Below are 15,788 nucleotides of genomic sequence, written 5' to 3'. Positions count from 1 at the left end.
TCGTGGACTCGACCAATCCGCTTCTCTGGTTTGGCCTGACGACCGGCGGCATCCTGCTGGTCGTGATCTGGGTTCTTCTGAGCCTGGCCTTCCTGCTGCTGGCCGACCGCAAGATCTGGGCCGGCGTCCAGATGCGCAAAGGCCCCAACGTCGTTGGTCCTTTCGGCCTGCTGCAGTCCTTCGCCGACTTCTTCAAGTTTGTGCTGAAGGAGATCGTGATCCCGGCCGGCGCCGACAAGGTGGTCTTCATCCTGGCCCCGTTGATCAGCCTGATCCTGGGCTTCGTCGGTTGGGCCGTGGTGCCGTTCGCGCCGGGCTGGGTCGTCTCGAACCTCAACGTCGGCATCCTCTACCTGCTGGCGATGAGCTCGCTGGGCGTCTATGGCATCATCATGGGGGGCTGGGCTTCGAACTCGAAGTACCCGTTCCTGGGCGCGCTGCGCTCGGCGGCGCAGATGGTGTCGTACGAAGTCTCGATCGGCCTGATCATCATCACGGTGATCCTGCTGGCCGGTTCGATGAACCTGTCGACCATCGTCGAGAAGCAGTCGGGCTGGTTCTGGAACTGGAACGTCTTTGGCGGCGCGGGCCTGCAGAACATCATCCTGCTGCCGGTCATGGTCGTGGCCATGGGCATGTTCTACATCTCGGGCCTCGCCGAGACGAACCGTCCGCCGTTCGACCTTCCCGAAGCTGAATCCGAACTCGTGGCCGGTTACCAGGTCGAGTACAGCTCGACCCCGTACCTGCTGTTCATGGTGGCCGAGTATTCGAACATCGTTCTGATGTGCGCCATGATCAGCGTGCTGTTCTTCGGCGGCTGGAACCCGGGCTTCCCGATCGGCTTCACCGCCGGCTGGCCGCCGCCGTTCCTGGTCAACCTGCTGCTGGCCTTGGTGTTCTACGCCAAGATCGTCTTCTGGTTCTTCATGTTCGCCATGGCGAAGGCCATCGTGCCCCGCTACCGCTACGATCAACTGATGCGTCTGGGCTGGAAGGTGTTCCTGCCGACGTCGCTGGTGCTGGTCGCCGCGGTCGCCGCCTGGCGCGTGTTCGGTCCGGGCGCCTGATGCGCGGGAGCGCGCTGATCGCCCTGGGCCTGAGCGGCCTGACCTTGGCGGCCTGTCAGGCCGTCACGGCGCCGGACCGCTCGTACTCCCTGGGCGACGGGGTCGTCAGCTACGACGACCTGCGGCGCGCGGGCGACAAGTGCAAGGCCGACGGTGGGATCATCCAGTCCAAGCAGGACGGCGGTGATCCGGCCCAGCTGTCGAACTACACCTGCGTCATTCCCCGGGCCGGGAAATGACGCGGGGTCTCCTCGGGATTGCGATGGTCGGCCTTCTGGCCGGTTGTTCGACCTGGGGGCCGAATATTCCGCGACCGCCACAGCGGACGCTGGAGGACAAGGTCGAGGCGCGTCGCAAGGAAGACGCCAAGACCAAGAAGTGCGTCCTCGAGCAGACCGTGAGGCGGCAGCAGAAAGAGCAGGGCAGGGACGTCCGTCCCTTCCCTAAGGAAAAGTGTTAGGAGAGCTCTGGTGTTCCAGCGCATCACTCAGGCGGTCAAGGGCGCTGCCCTCTTGGACTTCGCGGGCGCGTTCGGCCTGGCCATGAAGTACATGGTCGCGCCGAAGAAGACCGTGATCTATCCGAACGAGCGCAACCCGCAGTCGCCTCGCTTCCGCGGCGAGCACGCCCTGCGTCGCTATCCGTCGGGCGAAGAGCGCTGCATCGCCTGCAAGCTGTGTGAAGCGGTTTGCCCGGCACAGGCCATCACGATCGAAGCCGAGCCGCGCGAGGACGGCAGCCGCCGGACGACCCGCTACGACATCGACATGGTCAAGTGCATCTACTGCGGCCTGTGCCAGGAGGCCTGCCCGGTCGACGCCATCGTGGAAGGCCCGAACATCGAGTTCGCGACCGAGACCCGCGAAGAGCTCTACTACGACAAGGAACGTCTTCTCGATAACGGCGACCGCTGGGAGCGCCTGATCGCGAAGAATCTGGAGTTGGACGCGCCCTACCGCTAAAGACGGGGCCGAATCCTAGGAGGCGGCGCGTCGTCCGGCGAGCCGTCATTGGACTTTAAGTTTTCAGGGGAGCACCTGGGCCAATGGCCTTGCAGGCGATCGCTTTCTATCTGCTGGCTTTCGTGACCATCGCGGCGGGTCTTCTCGTCGTGTCGGCCCGGAACCCGGTGCACTCGGTGCTCTTCCTGATCACCGCCTTCTTTTCGGCCGCCGGCCTCTTCGTCCTGTTGGGCGCGGAGTTCTTGGCGATGCTGCTGATCGTCGTCTATGTGGGCGCGGTCGCGGTGCTGTTCCTGTTCGTCGTCATGATGCTGGACGTGGACTTCGCCGAGCTTCGTCAGGGCTTTGCTCAGTACCTGCCGATCGGCGGCCTGGTCGGTGGGATCCTGACGCTGGAGATGATCTTCGTCGCCGCGACGGTGGCCACGAACGGCGCGGCCGCCAAGAACGGTCTGCCGAACGCCTCGCCCGGCGGTGTTCCGAACACCGAAGCGATCGGTCGCGTGCTCTACACCGACTACATCTTCTTCTTCCAACTGGCGGGCCTGGTGCTGCTGGTCGCCATGATCGGCGCCATCGTCCTGACCCTGCGCCACAAGCCGGGCGTCAAGCGCCAGGACATCGGCAAGCAGGTCGCCCGCACGCCCAAGACCGGCATGACGCTGGTTCAGATCAAGCCGGGTGAGGGGATCTCCGAATGATCGGCCTTCCGCACTATCTCGTCGTCGCCGCGATCCTGTTCACGATCGGCGTCTTCGGCATCTTCGTGAACCGCAAGAACATCATCGTCATCCTGATGTCGATCGAGCTGATCCTGCTGGCGGTGAACATCAATCTCGTGGCGTTCTCTGCCTACCTGCACGACGTGGCGGGGCAGATCTTCGCCATGTTCGTGCTGACCGTGGCCGCCGCCGAGGCGGCCGTGGGTCTGGCGATCCTCGTCACCTTCTTCCGCAACCGCGGCGATATCGCGGTTGACGACGCCAGCATGATGAAGGGCTAAGCGACGTCATGCAGACGCTTGTCACCATTCTCGTTTTCGCGCCGATCATCGCCGCGGCCATCGCCGGCCTGTTCGGCCGCCGCATCGGCGATGTGGCTTCGCAGTCGGTCACCACCGGCGCGCTGATCCTGTCCTGCGCGCTGTCCTGGTACACGTTCAGCCAGTGGACCTGGGGGCACATGGAGGCCTTCACGGTCAACCTGCTGCCGTTCATCCACATCGGCGACTTCCAGGCCAACTGGTCGATCCGCATCGACGCCCTGTCGGCGACCATGCTGATCGTGGTCACGACGGTCTCGGCCCTCGTGCACATCTATTCCTGGGGCTACATGGCCGAGGACGACAGCCGGCCGCGCTTCTTCGCGTACCTGTCGCTGTTCACCTTCGCCATGCTGTCGCTGGTCACCGCCGCCGACTTTATGCAGCTGTTCTTCGGCTGGGAGGGCGTGGGCCTGGCCTCGTATCTGCTGATCGGCTTCTGGTTCAAGAAGCCCTCGGCCAGCGCCGCCGCCATCAAGGCCTTCGTGGTCAACCGCGTCGGCGACTTCGGCTTCGCCCTGGGCATCATGACGACCTACTGGGCGTTCGGCACGATCCAGTTCGCCGAGCTGTTCCCGATGATCCAGGCCAACGCCGGCAAGACCTGGGAATTCGCCGGTCACGTCTGGCCGCTGATGGATATCGCCTGCTTCCTGCTGTTCATCGGCGCGATGGGCAAGTCGGCGCAGTTCTTCCTGCACACCTGGCTGCCGGACGCCATGGAAGGCCCCACCCCGGTGTCGGCCCTGATCCACGCGGCCACCATGGTGACCGCCGGCGTCTACATGCTGTGCCTGCTGTCGCCGATGTTCGAATACGCGCCCGTCGCCAAGAACATCGTCACGGTCATCGGCGCGGTGACGGCCCTGTTCGCCGCCACGGTCGGCCTGACCCAGAACGACATCAAGCGCGTGATCGCCTACTCGACCTGTTCGCAGCTGGGCTACATGTTCTTCGCGGCCGGCGTCGGCGCCTATCAGGCGGCCATGTTCCACCTGTTCACCCACGCCTTCTTCAAGGCGTTGCTGTTCCTGGGCGCCGGTTCGGTGATCCACGGCATGCACCACGAGCAGGACATGCGTCGCTACGGCGCGCTGGCCAAGCTGCTGCCGGTGACCTTCATCGCCATGACGATCGGCACGATCGCCATCACGGGCCTCGGCTTCCCGCCGCTGCATCTGGGCTTCGCCGGCTTCTACTCGAAGGACACCATCATCGAGGCGGCGTTCGCCGCGGGTGGTCACAATTCGATCGCCATGTTCGCCTGGGTCATCGGCGTCCTGGTGGCGGGCCTAACCTCGTTCTACTCGTGGCGCCTGGCCTTCTTCACCTTCAACGGCAAGGCGCGCTGGGGTCATGACGACCACCACGCTCACGACGCGCACGGCCACGACGCTCATGGTCATGACGACCATGCGCACGCCCACGACGATCACGGCCACGGTCACGACCACAAGCCGCACGAGAGTCCGTGGGTGATGCTGTTCCCGCTGGTCGTGCTGTCGATCGGCGCCGTCGCGGCCGGCTTCGTGTTCAACGGTTACTTCGTCGGCCACCACCAGGAAGAGTTCTGGCGCGGCGCGATCTTCACCGCCCCGAGCAACCAAGTGCTGCACCACGCGCACGAAGTCGCCGATTGGGTGAAGTGGAGCCCGCTGATCGCTTCGCTGGTCGGCCTGCTGATCGCGGTCTACGTCTACCTGATCAAGGGCGACGAGCGCCTGGGCCTGAAACTGGCCGAGCGCAAGGGCCCGCTGTACGTCTTCTTCTACAACAAGTGGTTCTTCGACGAGCTGTACCAAGCCACCTTCGTGCGCGCGGCCAAGTTCCTCGGCGACCTGTTCTGGAAGGGCGGCGACCAGAAGATCATCGACGGCCTCGGCCCGGATGGCGTCAGCGCGGTCTCGTATGAGGTCGGCAAGCGCACCGGCAAGCTGCAGACCGGTTACGTCTACCACTACGCGTTTGTCATGCTGCTCGGCGTCGCCGGCCTGCTGACCTTCGCCCTGTACGCCTTCCGTTGAGGGGGACGGAGCTAATGAGCGGCCTTCTCAGCCTTACGACCTTCGCGCCCATCGTCGGCGTCGCGGTGATCCTCGCCGCGCGCGCCCTGCATGGCGCGGGGGAAAAGACCGACGTCCTGGCCAAGTGGATCGCGCTCGTGACCACCTTGGTCACGTTCGGCCTGTCGATCGTCCTGACCGTCCAGTTCGACCCGAAGAACCCGGGCTTCCAGTTCGTGGAAGACTTCGCCTGGTTCGCCGGCCTGCACTACCGGATGGGCGTCGACGGCATCTCGGTGCTGTTCGTCCTTCTGACCGCGTTCCTGCTGCCGATCTGCATCATCGCCAGTTGGAAGTCGGTCGAGAAGCGCGTCGTCGAGTACCTGATCGCCTTCCTGGTCCTCGAGACCCTGGTGATCGGTGTGTTCGCCGCGCTGGACCTAGTGCTGTTCTACCTGTTCTTCGAGTTCGGCCTGGTCCCGATGTTCTTGATCATCGGCATCTGGGGCGGCAAGCGTCGGGTGTACGCGGCCTACAAGTTCTTCCTCTACACGCTGCTCGGCTCGGTGCTGATGCTGGCCGCCATTCTGGCGATGATCAGCATCTCGGGCACCTCGTCGATCCCGGCGCTGATGACCTTCAAGTTCGCGCCGTGGCTGCAGACCTGGCTCTGGCTGGCCTTCTTCGCCTCGTTCGCGGTGAAAATGCCGATGTGGCCGGTGCACACCTGGCTGCCCGACGCGCACGTCGAGGCGCCGACGGCCGGTTCGGTCATCCTGGCGGGCATCCTGCTGAAGATGGGCGGCTATGGCTTCATGCGCTTCAGCCTGCCGATGTTCCCGCACGCCTCCGAGATGTTCCAGCCGCTGGTGTTCGCGATGTCGGCGATCGCTATCGTCTACACCTCGCTGGTCGCGTTCCGTCAGACCGACATCAAGAAGCTGATCGCCTATTCGTCGGTCGCCCACATGGGCTTCGTGACCATGGGCATCTTCTCGGGCAACGCCGCCGGCGAGCAGGGCGCGTTGTTCCAGATGCTGAGCCACGGGGTGATCTCCGGCGCGCTCTTCCTCTGCGTCGGCGTGGTCTACGACCGCATGCACACCCGCGAGATCGCCTTCTACGGCGGCCTGACCAACCGCATGCCGCACTACGCCTTCGTGTTCCTGCTGTTCACGATGGGCAACGTCGGTCTGCCGGGCACGTCGGGCTTCGTCGGTGAAATCCTGACCATGACCGGCGTCTACAAGGCGTCGACTTGGACGGCGATCGTTGCGGCCACCGGCGTGATCCTGTCGGCCATGTACGCCCTGACGCTTTATCGTCGAGTGATGTACGGCGAGATCACCAATCCCGAGCTGAAGACCATCACGGACCTGGACGCTCGCGAGATCCTGCTGTTCGTCCCGCTCATCATCATGACCCTGGTGCTGGGCATCTATCCCAATCTTGTGTTCAACCTGACCGCGTCTTCCGTCGACGCGTTGGTCGGCGCCTGGCGCGCCGCCCTGGGCGGGTGAGGGGCCTATGACGTTTTTCGCCAACTTCTCGCTCGTGCTGCCTGAGATCGTTCTCGCGGTCGCGGCGCTTGTCCTGCTGGTCGCCGGCGCCTTCCGGGGCAAGGTCGGCGCGATCTTCACCCTCGCGGCCGTCGCCGCGTTGGTGGCGGCCGCCGCCACGGCGGTCCTTGGCCCGCACGGCCGCGCCTTCGGCGGCGTCTACGCGGCCGACGCCGCGGCGACCTACGCCAAGGTCGCCATCTATCTGTCGAGCGCCGTCGCCGTCGTGCTCGGCGACCGCTGGCTGGCCCAGCGCGGCGACCAGAAGTTCGAGTTCGCCGTGCTGGTGATCCTGGCCGCCGTCGGCATGGGCGTCACCGCCTCGGCCGGCGACCTGATCAGCCTCTATGTCGGCGTCGAGCTGCAGTCGCTGGCCCTGTACGTGCTGGCCGCCATGCGCCGCGACGACGCCAAGTCTTCGGAAGCGGGCCTCAAGTACTTCGTGCTGGGCGCGCTGTCGTCGGGCCTGCTGCTGTACGGCAGCTCGCTGATCTACGGCTTCACCGGCTCGACCCACTTCAGTCAGATCGCCCTGGCCGCCGCTCATGGCGGTTCGCACGGCGTCGGCCTGCTGTTCGGCCTGGTGTTCCTGATCTGCGGCCTGGCGTTCAAGGTTTCGGCCGCGCCGTTCCACATGTGGACGCCGGACGTCTACGAAGGCGCGCCGACCCCGGTCGTCGGCTTCTTCGCCGCCGCCCCGAAGCTCGCCGCCATGATGATGTTCGCCCGCGTACTGGGCGACGCCTTCCCGGGCGCGGTCGAGCAGTGGCGCCAGATCCTGGTGATCGCGGCCCTGCTGTCTGTCTTCGTCGGCGCCTTCGCGGGCCTGGCTCAGACCAACCTGAAGCGCCTGTGGGCCTATTCGTCGATCGCCAATGTCGGCTACGCCCTGCTGGGCGTCGCGACCGGCGGCGAGGTCGGCCTGCAGTCGATGCTGCTGTTCATGACCCTCTACATGGTCGACGTCACGGGCTTCTTTGCTTGTCTTCAGGCTTTGAACCGCGACGGCAAGCCCATGGAGACGATCGAGGACATGGCGGGCCTGATCAAGGAACGTCCGGGCGTCGCCATCGCCATGACCGCGTTCTCGCTGTCGGCGTTGGGCCTGCCGCCGTTCTCGGGTTTCTGGTCGAAGTACTATGTCTTCAAGGCGGCCCTGGGCACGGGCGACGTGATGATGCAGTGGGCCGCGGTTCTTGGCCTGGTCGGCTCGGTCGTCGCGGCGTTCTACTACCTGCGCCTGATCAAATCGATGTGGTTCGACGCTCCGGCCGGCTCGGTCGACGCTCCGTCGCCGTCGGCCCGCGCCGTCGGCTACGCCGCCGCGATCTTCTCGTTCCCGATCGTGCTGGTGGCCCTGGTGTGGCTGGATCCGGCCGCCAAGGCCGCCGCGGCCGCCTTTGGTCACGCGTGACGTGACGGGCGCCGCGCCCGTCATCGTCCTCGACGAGATCGACTCCACCAACGCCGAGGCCCGTCGTCGGGCCGAGGCGGGCGAGGCCGGCCCCTTCTGGCTGGTAGGCCTGCGCCAGACCGCCGGGCGCGGCCGTCGCGGCCGCCCTTGGGAGACGGGCGAGGGCAACCTCGCCGCCACTCTGCTCTTCCGAACGGATAAGCCGCCTGGCGAGGCGGCCCAGGTGTCCTTCGTCGCGGCCTTGGCCGTGGCGGACATGCTGGCCAGGTATGTGCCGGCCTCTCTGGTTAGCTTGAAGTGGCCCAATGATCCGCTGCTGGGCGGCCTGAAAGTCAGCGGCATCCTGATCGAGTCCGGCGCTTCGCCGCTGGGCGGGCTTTGGCTCGCCGTCGGGATTGGCGTGAACCTGAGGCGCAAGCCCATTGATTCCGAGCGGCCGGGGACCTCGATCGCGACCTACAGCGAGACCCTGCCGCCGTCCCCGACCGAAGCCATCGAGGTGCTGGCCGAAGCGTTCGAGCGCTGGTTCGGCGTCTGGAGCACACTGGGTTTCCCCGCTATCGCCGATGCGTGGACCGCTCTGGCGCACGGCTTGGGCGAGCCCTGCGTCGCCCGTTTGGGGACGGAGACAGTCGAAGGTATCGCCGAGGGGCTAGACGCCGACGGCGCGCTGAGGCTCCGTCTTCCCGACGGCCATCTGCGCCGGATCACCGCCGGCGACGTGTTTTTCGGAGGCGTCTGATGCTGCTCGCCATTGAACAGGGCAACACCAACACCATGTTCGCCATTCACGACGGCCAGTCGTGGGTGGCGCAGTGGCGTTCGGCGACCGAGAGCACCCGCACCGCCGACGAATACGTCGTGTGGCTGTCGCAACTGCTGTCCATGCAGGGATTGGGCTTCCGGGCCATCGACGCGGTGATCATCTCCAGCGTGGTGCCGCAGTCGATCTTCAATCTGCGCAACCTCTCGCGCCGTTATTTCAACGTCGAGCCGTTGGTGATCGGCGAGAACGCCAACCTCGGAATCGATGTCCGTATCGAGAAACCCTCCGAGGCCGGCGCCGACCGCCTGGTCAACGCGATCGGGGCTGGCATGGTCTATCCGGGCCCGCTGATTGTGATCGACAGCGGCACGGCCACCACCTTCGACATCGTGGCCGCCGACGGCGCCTTCGAGGGTGGGATCATTTCGCCCGGCATCAATCTTTCGATGCAGGCGCTGCACGAAGCGGCGGCGAAGCTGCCTCGGATCGCCATCCAGCGCCCGGCCGGTAACAGGATCGTGGGCACGGATACTGTGTCCGCCATGCAATCGGGCGTGTTCTGGGGCTATATCTCTCTGATCGAGGGCCTTGTCTCGCGCATCAAGGCCGAGCGCGGCGAGCCCATGACCGTTATCGCCACCGGTGGCGTCGCCTCCCTGTTCGAGGGCGCCACCGACAGCATCGACCACTTTGACCCCGATCTGACGATCCGGGGCCTCCTAGAAATCTACCGCCGAAACACCATTTCCGAGACCTGATGAAAAAATCCAAAGACGACGAACTCGTCTTCCTGCCGCTTGGCGGGTCGAACGAGATCGGCATGAACTTCAACCTGTACGGCTTCGGGCCGGCGCACGATCGCAAATGGATCGTGGTCGACCTGGGCGTGACGTTCGGCGACCAGACGACTCCGGGCGTCGAGATCATCCTGCCCGACCCCGAGTTCATCGAGCCCTATGCCGACGACATCCTCGGCATCGTCCTGACTCACGCGCACGAAGACCATCTGGGCGCCGTGCACTGGCTGTGGCCGCGCCTGAAAGCTCCGGTGTTCGCAACGCCGTTCACCGCTTTCCTGCTGCGCGAGAAGCTGCGCGACGCGAGCCTGCTGGACGAGGTGCCGATCACCGAGATCCCCTTGGGCGGGACGTTCGAACTCGGTCCGTTCTCGCTGGAGCTGATCACGCTGACGCACTCGATCCCCGAGCCGAACGGCCTGGCGATCAAGACGCCACTGGGGACCATCCTGCACACGGGCGACTGGAAGATCGATCCCGAACCTCAGCTAGGCGCGCCGACCGATGACGCCGCGCTGCGCCGCCTCGGCGACGAGGGCGTGCTGGCCATGGTCTGCGACAGCACCAACGTTTTTGTTGAAGGCACGGCGGGCTCCGAGGCGGATGTTCGCGAGGCGCTCGGCAATCTGATCAAGAGCCTGAAGGGCAAGATCGCCGTCGCCTGCTTCGCCTCGAACGTGGCGCGCATGGATACGGTGATCCGCGCGGCCCAGGCTTGCGGCCGCAAGGTCTGCCTGGCCGGTCGCTCGATGCACCGGATGGCGGCCGCGGCGCGCTCGGTCGGTCTGCTCGAGGGCATCGAGCCCTTCATCAACGACGACCAGGCCAAGCATCTGCCCGAGAACGAAATCCTGTTCCTGTGCACCGGCAGTCAGGGCGAGGCCCGCGCGGCCTTGTCGCGGATCGCCGACGGCAGCCATCCGCACGTCAAGCTGGGCGCTGGCGACCACGTGATCTTCAGCTCGCGGGTCATCCCGGGGAACGAGATCCCGATCCGCAACCTGCAGAACAAGCTGGCCGACCGGGGCGTGCGCCTGCACACCGAGCGCGATACGCCAGGCATCCACGTCTCGGGCCACCCTTGCCGTGAGGAACTGCGCCAGATGTACCAGTGGGTGCGTCCGGAGATCGCGGTCCCGACCCACGGCGAACGTCGCCACCTGATCGAGCACGCGGCCTTCGCCAAGGACCTGCAGGTCCCGCAGGCCGTCAGCCCGCGCAACGGCGACATGGTTCGCTTGGCGCCCGGCCGGGCGGAGATCATCGACGAGGTGCCGGCTGGGCGCCTCTATGTCGATGGCGGTGTGGTTACGCCGGAGAACGGCGAGGCCCTGCGCGAGCGTCGGCATGCGGCGTTCAACGGCATGCTGGCGGTCTCGATCGTCCTGGACGGCCGTAACAAGATCGTCTCGGGGCCGCAGGTCCGTGGCATCGGTCTGACGGGCGACGAGGAATACTCTCTGGACGACGCGCTGGACGATCTCGCCGAAGAGGCCGAGACCGCCTACAAGCGGCTCGACGGCGACGCCCGCGAGATCGACGAGACGATCGAGAGCGCCATCTCGCGCGCGGTGAAGAAGGCCGCGTTCCGCATCTGGGAGCGCAAGCCCGTTGTCGAGACGACGGTCCTGCGCATCTGATAAGACGCGCCGCCGCGAAAACGTCGCGGCGGCGCGCTCTTTTCGCGCTGCAGCACTGGTGCTAGGCCATTCGCCAACAACCAGAAAAGCAGCGGGAGTTCTCTAGGATGATCGGCAAGCTCAACCACGTGGGCGTCGCGACCCCCTCCATCGACGAGTCGGTGAAGATGTATCGCGAGTTGCTCGGCGCCACCTCGGTCACCGACAAGTGGGCGATGCCGGAGCAGGGGGTCTGGGTCTGCTTCGTCAACCTGCCCAACAGCCAGATCGAGCTGATCGAGCCCTATGGCGAGACGTCGCCGATCCACGGCTTTCTGGCCAAGAACCCCAAGGGCGGTCAGCATCACATCTGCTTCGAGGTCGAGAACATATACGAAGCCCGTGACGCTCTGGTCGCCAAGGGCGCGACGGTGCTCGGCGAGCCGCGCATCGGCGCGCATGGCACGCTGATTATCTTCGTTCATCCCAAGGACATGGGCGGCCTGCTGGTCGAACTCATGGAGACGCCGAAGGACGCGCATCACTGATGAGCCCGATCACCTGGTTCGCCATCTATCTGACCATCTGGTGGACGGTGCTGTTCGCCGTCCTGCCGCTAGGCTCGCGCAGCTTCCACGAGGCGGGCGTCGCGCCGCCGCCGGGCGTCGATCCCGGCGCGCCGATCAATCCGAACCTGAAGCGCAAGTTCATCACCACGACCTGGGTGTCGGCCGTTGTCTTCACGCTGTTCTTTCTCGTCGTGCACTTTCACCTGGTGACGTTACCGGACCTGCCGGCGGCCGCGTGACGTGCAGTTGCACAAGCCTTGGGCGAGCGGCGAGCAATTTGCCGTCAAGCGCTCAAACCTTGGGCGAATGGGCTCATTGTGAGCACTTCCTATGGATGGCTGTGCCCCAACAGATGTTCGAGCGGTAGGGTGACTTCAGGAGATCGGCCTTGCCGGTCTCGCTCTGTGGCGTCTTCCCCGACGATGACTCGAAAGGCCGCGCGGCGATCCGCGCGGCCTCTCTTTTTGCCTCGCTGGAGCCTTACTTTAGCCCGAAGCGCGACCGCAGAAAGTGGAAGCCGGTTTCTGGGATAGTCGCGCTTCCATGCTTGGAGGGACGAGCCTGTTGATCCGGTTCAGATCAAAGATCTGAACCGGACAGGCTCTACCGCGTTGCCAAGCTGTCGGGGGAGGGGGTATCTCAACCCCCTCTTGAATTCCCGGAGTTTCCAAGCTGATGCGCTTATCGCGCTATTTCCTGCCGGTGCTGAAGGAAGCGCCGTCCGACGCCCAGATCGTTTCGCACCAGCTGATGCTCCGCGCAGGCATGATCCGCCAGGAGGCGGCGGGCATCTACGCCTGGCTGCCGCTGGGCTTGCGGGTCCTGAACAAGATCGAGCAGATCGTCCGTGAGGAAATGGATCGCGCCGGCGCCATCGAGCTGTTGATGCCGACCATCCAACTGGCCGACCTGTGGCGCGAAAGCGGTCGCTACGACGACTACGGCGACGAGATGCTGCGCATCACCGACCGCCACAAGCGCGAGCTGCTGTTTGGCCCGACGGCCGAGGAAGTCGTCACCGACATCTTCCGCGCCTCGATCAAGAGCTACAAGGACCTGCCCAAGAACCTCTACAACATCCAGTGGAAGTTCCGGGACGAGCGCCGTCCGCGCTTTGGCGTGATGCGCGGCCGCGAGTTCTTCATGAAAGACGCCTACAGCTTCGATCTCGACGCCGACGGCGCGCGCAAGTCCTACAATCGCATGTTCGTGGCCTATCTGAACCTGTTCGCGCGGATGGGTCTGAAAGCCGTGCCGATGCGAGCCGACACAGGTCCGATCGGTGGCGATCTCAGCCATGAGTTCATCGTCCTGGCCGAGACCGGCGAAAGCGCCGTCTTCTGCCACAAGGACCTGGTGGAAATGCCGGCCCCTGGTCCGGACCTCGACTGGATCAATGGCGACCTACAGCCGATCGTGAACCAGCGCACGGCGCTGTACGCGGCCACCGAGGAAATGCACGACGAAGCGGCCTTCAACGCCCTGCCGGAAGGCGATCGCCTGTCGGCGCGCGGCATCGAGGTCGGTCACATCTTCTCGTTCGGCACGAAGTACTCCGAGCCCATGAAGGCGACGGTCCAAGGGCCCGACGGCCAGCAGGTCCCGGTGCAGATGGGCAGCTACGGCGTCGGCGTCTCGCGCCTGCTGGGCGCGATCATCGAGGCCAGCCACGACGAAGGCGGCATCATCTGGCCGGAAAGCGTCGCGCCGTTCGATGTCGGCATCGTCAACATGCGCCAGGGCGACGCGGCTTGCGACGCGGCCTGCGAGACCGCCTACAACGCGCTCAAGGCCGCCGGCCGCGACGTGCTGTATGACGACACCGACGCCCGCGGCGGCGCCAAGTTCGCCACCATGGACCTGATCGGCCTGCCCTGGCAGCTGATCGTGGGCCCGAAGGGCATCGCCGAGGGCGTGGTCGAGATCAAGAACCGCAAGACCGGCGAGCGTCACACCGCCTCGCTGGATTCCGTCCTCGACGGCCTGACCAAGAGCAAGACCGCCTGATGCCAGACACCCGCGCCGCCGGTCCCTTCAGCCGCTGGGAGCGCTCGGTCGCTCGCCGGTATCTGTTCGCCAAGCGCAAGAACGGCGGCGTGGCGCTGATCTCGATCATCTCGTTCTGCGCGGTGATGTTGGCGGTCTTCGCCCTCATCACCGTGATGAGCGTGATGAACGGCTTCCGGGCCGAGCTTCTGGGCAGAATCGTCGGCTTCAACGGCCATCTCTATGCGCAGTCGCCGCTCATCAACGGCCCCGATCGCGACACGGTGATACGGCGGATCATGGCCGCGCCGGGCGTCGTCCAGGCCGCGCCGATGGTCGAGGCCCAGGCCATGGTCATCGGCCCGACTCAGGTCACAGGCGCGATCGTGCGGGGCGTCACGACCGCGGATCTGCGCCACATGTCCCTGATCGCGGGGAACATCAAGCAGGGCTCTCTGGCCGGCTTCGGCGAGGGCGAATACGGCGGTGACATGGTGCTGATCGGCGATCGCATGGCCCTGAACCTGGGCGTGCGTCCCGGCGACGCCATCACCTTGATCTCGCCGTCAGGACCGGCGACCGCGTTCGGCAGCTCGACGCGCGAAAAGAACTACATCGTCGGCGGCGTCTTCAGCGTCGGCATGAGCCAGTTCGACGAGGCTTTCGTCTATATGCCGCTGGAGCAGGCCCAACTGTTCTTCGGTCGCGACACCTCGGTCGACTATGTCGAGATCAAGGTGGATGATCCCGACAAGGCCAAGGACTACAAGCACGCCGTCGAGGTGGCGAGTGGTCCAGGCGCTCTCGTCAGCGACTGGCAGGATCGAAACCACAGCTACTTCACCGCCCTGCAGGTGGAGCGAAAGGTGATGCGGCTGATCCTGTTCTGCATCGTGGCCATCGCCACGCTGAACATCATCTCCAGCCTCGTCATGCTGGTGAAGAACAAGGGCAAGGACATCGCCATCCTGCGCACCATGGGCGCCGGGCAGGGGGCGATCCTGCGCATCTTCCTGATGGCCGGCGCCTCGATCGGCGTCGCCGGCACCTTGAGCGGCCTCGCGTTGGGCGCGCTGTTCTGCACCTACATCACGCCGATCCAGAACTTCGTCGAATGGGCGACCGGCACGGCCGTGTTCAGCGCCGACGTCTACATGCTCTCGCACATCCCGGCGAAGATCGACTGGGTTGAGGTCGCGGGCATCGTCACGGCGTCGGCCCTGATGAGCCTGCTGGCGACCCTGCCGCCCGCTTGGCGGGCCTCGCGTCTCGATCCGGTGGAGGCGCTCCGCTATGAGTAATCCGATACCGTCTTCGCCAATCTTGGCCCTGCGCGGGGTCGAGCGCGTCTACAAGACCGAGGCCGGGGCGCTGCCCGTGCTGCGCGGCGTCGATCTGGACGTCTATCCCGGCGAAGTGGTCGGCCTGATCGGTCCCTCGGGTTCGGGCAAGTCGTCGCTGCTGCATTCGGCCGGGCTGCTGGAGCATCCCGACGCCGGCGCGGTGACGCTCGAAGGCCGCGAGTGCTCCAAGCTCTCAGAGCGCGTCCGTACGCGCATTCGGCTGGGCACGGTCGGCTTCGTCTACCAGTTCCACCACCTGCTGCCCGAGTTCACCGCGCTCGAGAACGTGGCCCTGCCGCTCTCGATCGCCGGCAAGAGCCAGCGCGAGGCTGATGCGCGGGCCAAGGAACTGCTGGAAGGGCTCGGATTGGGCCATCGGCTGAACCACCAGCCGGCCCAGATGTCGGGCGGCGAGCAGCAGCGCGTGGCGATCGCCCGGGCGCTGGCCAACCGGCCCAAGCTGCTGCTGGCCGACGAGCCGACGGGGAACCTCGATCCCGCCACGTCCGCGGCGGTGTTCCAGTCGCTGTACGAGATCGCGCGCCAGGAAGGCGTCGCCGCCCTGATCGCCACGCACAACATGGAGCTTGCTCGCTACATGGACCGCGTCCTGGCGCTGAAGGACGGGCACCTCGAGGCCCGCACCTTCTCCTAACGG

General features: G+C 65.5%; 17 protein-coding genes. All 17 read left to right on the top strand.

All coding sequences use genetic code 11. From position 1 onward, the window contains the following. Window positions 1-2: 2 nt before the first annotated feature. A complete protein-coding gene (nuoH, locus tag CSEG_RS11210; RefSeq protein ID WP_013079349.1) occupies window positions 3-1,070 on the top strand; it encodes an NADH-quinone oxidoreductase subunit NuoH in 1,068 nt (355 codons plus the stop codon). Beyond that, the gene (locus tag CSEG_RS11205; RefSeq protein ID WP_013079348.1) at window positions 1,070-1,309 is read left to right on the top strand and encodes a hypothetical protein; all 240 of its coding nucleotides are present in this window, start codon (window positions 1,070-1,072) and stop codon (window positions 1,307-1,309) included. Before nuoH ends, CSEG_RS11205 begins: the two co-directional genes overlap by 1 nt. Next, complete coding sequence (locus tag CSEG_RS11200; protein WP_083778385.1) at window positions 1,306-1,530, top strand: hypothetical protein; 225 nt, start codon at window positions 1,306-1,308, stop codon at window positions 1,528-1,530. The genes CSEG_RS11205 and CSEG_RS11200 overlap by 4 nt, the downstream gene beginning before the upstream one ends. A gap of 10 nt (window positions 1,531-1,540) precedes the next feature. After that, on the top strand, window positions 1,541-2,032 hold the full coding sequence (gene nuoI / locus CSEG_RS11195) for an NADH-quinone oxidoreductase subunit NuoI (protein ID WP_013079346.1): 492 nt from the start codon (window positions 1,541-1,543) through the stop codon (window positions 2,030-2,032). A gap of 83 nt (window positions 2,033-2,115) precedes the next feature. Further along, window positions 2,116-2,733, top strand: coding sequence for an NADH-quinone oxidoreductase subunit J (locus tag CSEG_RS11190; protein WP_013079345.1), 618 nt, complete (start codon window positions 2,116-2,118; stop codon window positions 2,731-2,733). Then, window positions 2,730-3,035: an NADH-quinone oxidoreductase subunit NuoK gene (gene nuoK / locus CSEG_RS11185; RefSeq protein WP_013079344.1), complete on the top strand. Its 306-nt coding sequence runs from the start codon at window positions 2,730-2,732 to the stop codon at window positions 3,033-3,035. Before CSEG_RS11190 ends, nuoK begins: the two co-directional genes overlap by 4 nt. Before the next feature lie 8 nt (window positions 3,036-3,043). Next, window positions 3,044-5,098, top strand: a complete 2,055-nt coding sequence (nuoL, locus tag CSEG_RS11180) for an NADH-quinone oxidoreductase subunit L (protein ID WP_013079343.1) — start codon at window positions 3,044-3,046, stop codon at window positions 5,096-5,098. Further along, window positions 5,095-6,597 (top strand): NADH-quinone oxidoreductase subunit M, encoded by a 1,503-nt coding sequence (locus tag CSEG_RS11175; protein ID WP_167535123.1) that lies wholly within the window; start codon window positions 5,095-5,097, stop codon window positions 6,595-6,597. The genes nuoL and CSEG_RS11175 overlap by 4 nt, the downstream gene beginning before the upstream one ends. Before the next feature lie 7 nt (window positions 6,598-6,604). Next, window positions 6,605-8,050, top strand: coding sequence for an NADH-quinone oxidoreductase subunit NuoN (nuoN, locus tag CSEG_RS11170; protein ID WP_013079341.1), 1,446 nt, complete (start codon window positions 6,605-6,607; stop codon window positions 8,048-8,050). After that, on the top strand, window positions 8,037-8,792 hold the full coding sequence (locus CSEG_RS11165; RefSeq protein ID WP_013079340.1) for a biotin--[acetyl-CoA-carboxylase] ligase: 756 nt from the start codon (window positions 8,037-8,039) through the stop codon (window positions 8,790-8,792). The genes nuoN and CSEG_RS11165 overlap by 14 nt, the downstream gene beginning before the upstream one ends. Continuing rightward, a complete protein-coding gene (locus CSEG_RS11160) occupies window positions 8,789-9,574 on the top strand; it encodes a type III pantothenate kinase (protein WP_041538589.1) in 786 nt (261 codons plus the stop codon). The genes CSEG_RS11165 and CSEG_RS11160 overlap by 4 nt, the downstream gene beginning before the upstream one ends. Then, window positions 9,574-11,253: a ribonuclease J gene (locus tag CSEG_RS11155; RefSeq protein ID WP_013079338.1), complete on the top strand. Its 1,680-nt coding sequence runs from the start codon at window positions 9,574-9,576 to the stop codon at window positions 11,251-11,253. Before CSEG_RS11160 ends, CSEG_RS11155 begins: the two co-directional genes overlap by 1 nt. Window positions 11,254-11,360: 107 nt before the next feature. Then, the gene (gene mce, locus CSEG_RS11150) at window positions 11,361-11,780 is read left to right on the top strand and encodes a methylmalonyl-CoA epimerase (protein ID WP_013079337.1); all 420 of its coding nucleotides are present in this window, start codon (window positions 11,361-11,363) and stop codon (window positions 11,778-11,780) included. Beyond that, on the top strand, window positions 11,780-12,040 hold the full coding sequence (locus tag CSEG_RS11145; protein ID WP_013079336.1) for a DUF1467 family protein: 261 nt from the start codon (window positions 11,780-11,782) through the stop codon (window positions 12,038-12,040). The genes mce and CSEG_RS11145 overlap by 1 nt, the downstream gene beginning before the upstream one ends. A 436-nt stretch (window positions 12,041-12,476) precedes the next feature. Further along, window positions 12,477-13,808, top strand: coding sequence for a proline--tRNA ligase (gene proS / locus CSEG_RS11140; RefSeq protein WP_013079335.1), 1,332 nt, complete (start codon window positions 12,477-12,479; stop codon window positions 13,806-13,808). Next, the gene (locus CSEG_RS11135) at window positions 13,808-15,088 is read left to right on the top strand and encodes a lipoprotein-releasing ABC transporter permease subunit (RefSeq protein WP_013079334.1); all 1,281 of its coding nucleotides are present in this window, start codon (window positions 13,808-13,810) and stop codon (window positions 15,086-15,088) included. Before proS ends, CSEG_RS11135 begins: the two co-directional genes overlap by 1 nt. Further along, the gene (locus CSEG_RS11130) at window positions 15,081-15,785 is read left to right on the top strand and encodes an ABC transporter ATP-binding protein (protein ID WP_013079333.1); all 705 of its coding nucleotides are present in this window, start codon (window positions 15,081-15,083) and stop codon (window positions 15,783-15,785) included. Before CSEG_RS11135 ends, CSEG_RS11130 begins: the two co-directional genes overlap by 8 nt. Window positions 15,786-15,788 lie beyond the last annotated feature (3 nt).

The organism is Caulobacter segnis ATCC 21756 (genome assembly GCF_000092285.1).
In the GTDB taxonomy this organism is placed as follows: domain Bacteria; phylum Pseudomonadota; class Alphaproteobacteria; order Caulobacterales; family Caulobacteraceae; genus Caulobacter; species Caulobacter segnis.
The sequence above is the reverse complement of the archived record's forward strand: the minus strand, read 5'-3'. Positions and strand labels throughout refer to the sequence as shown.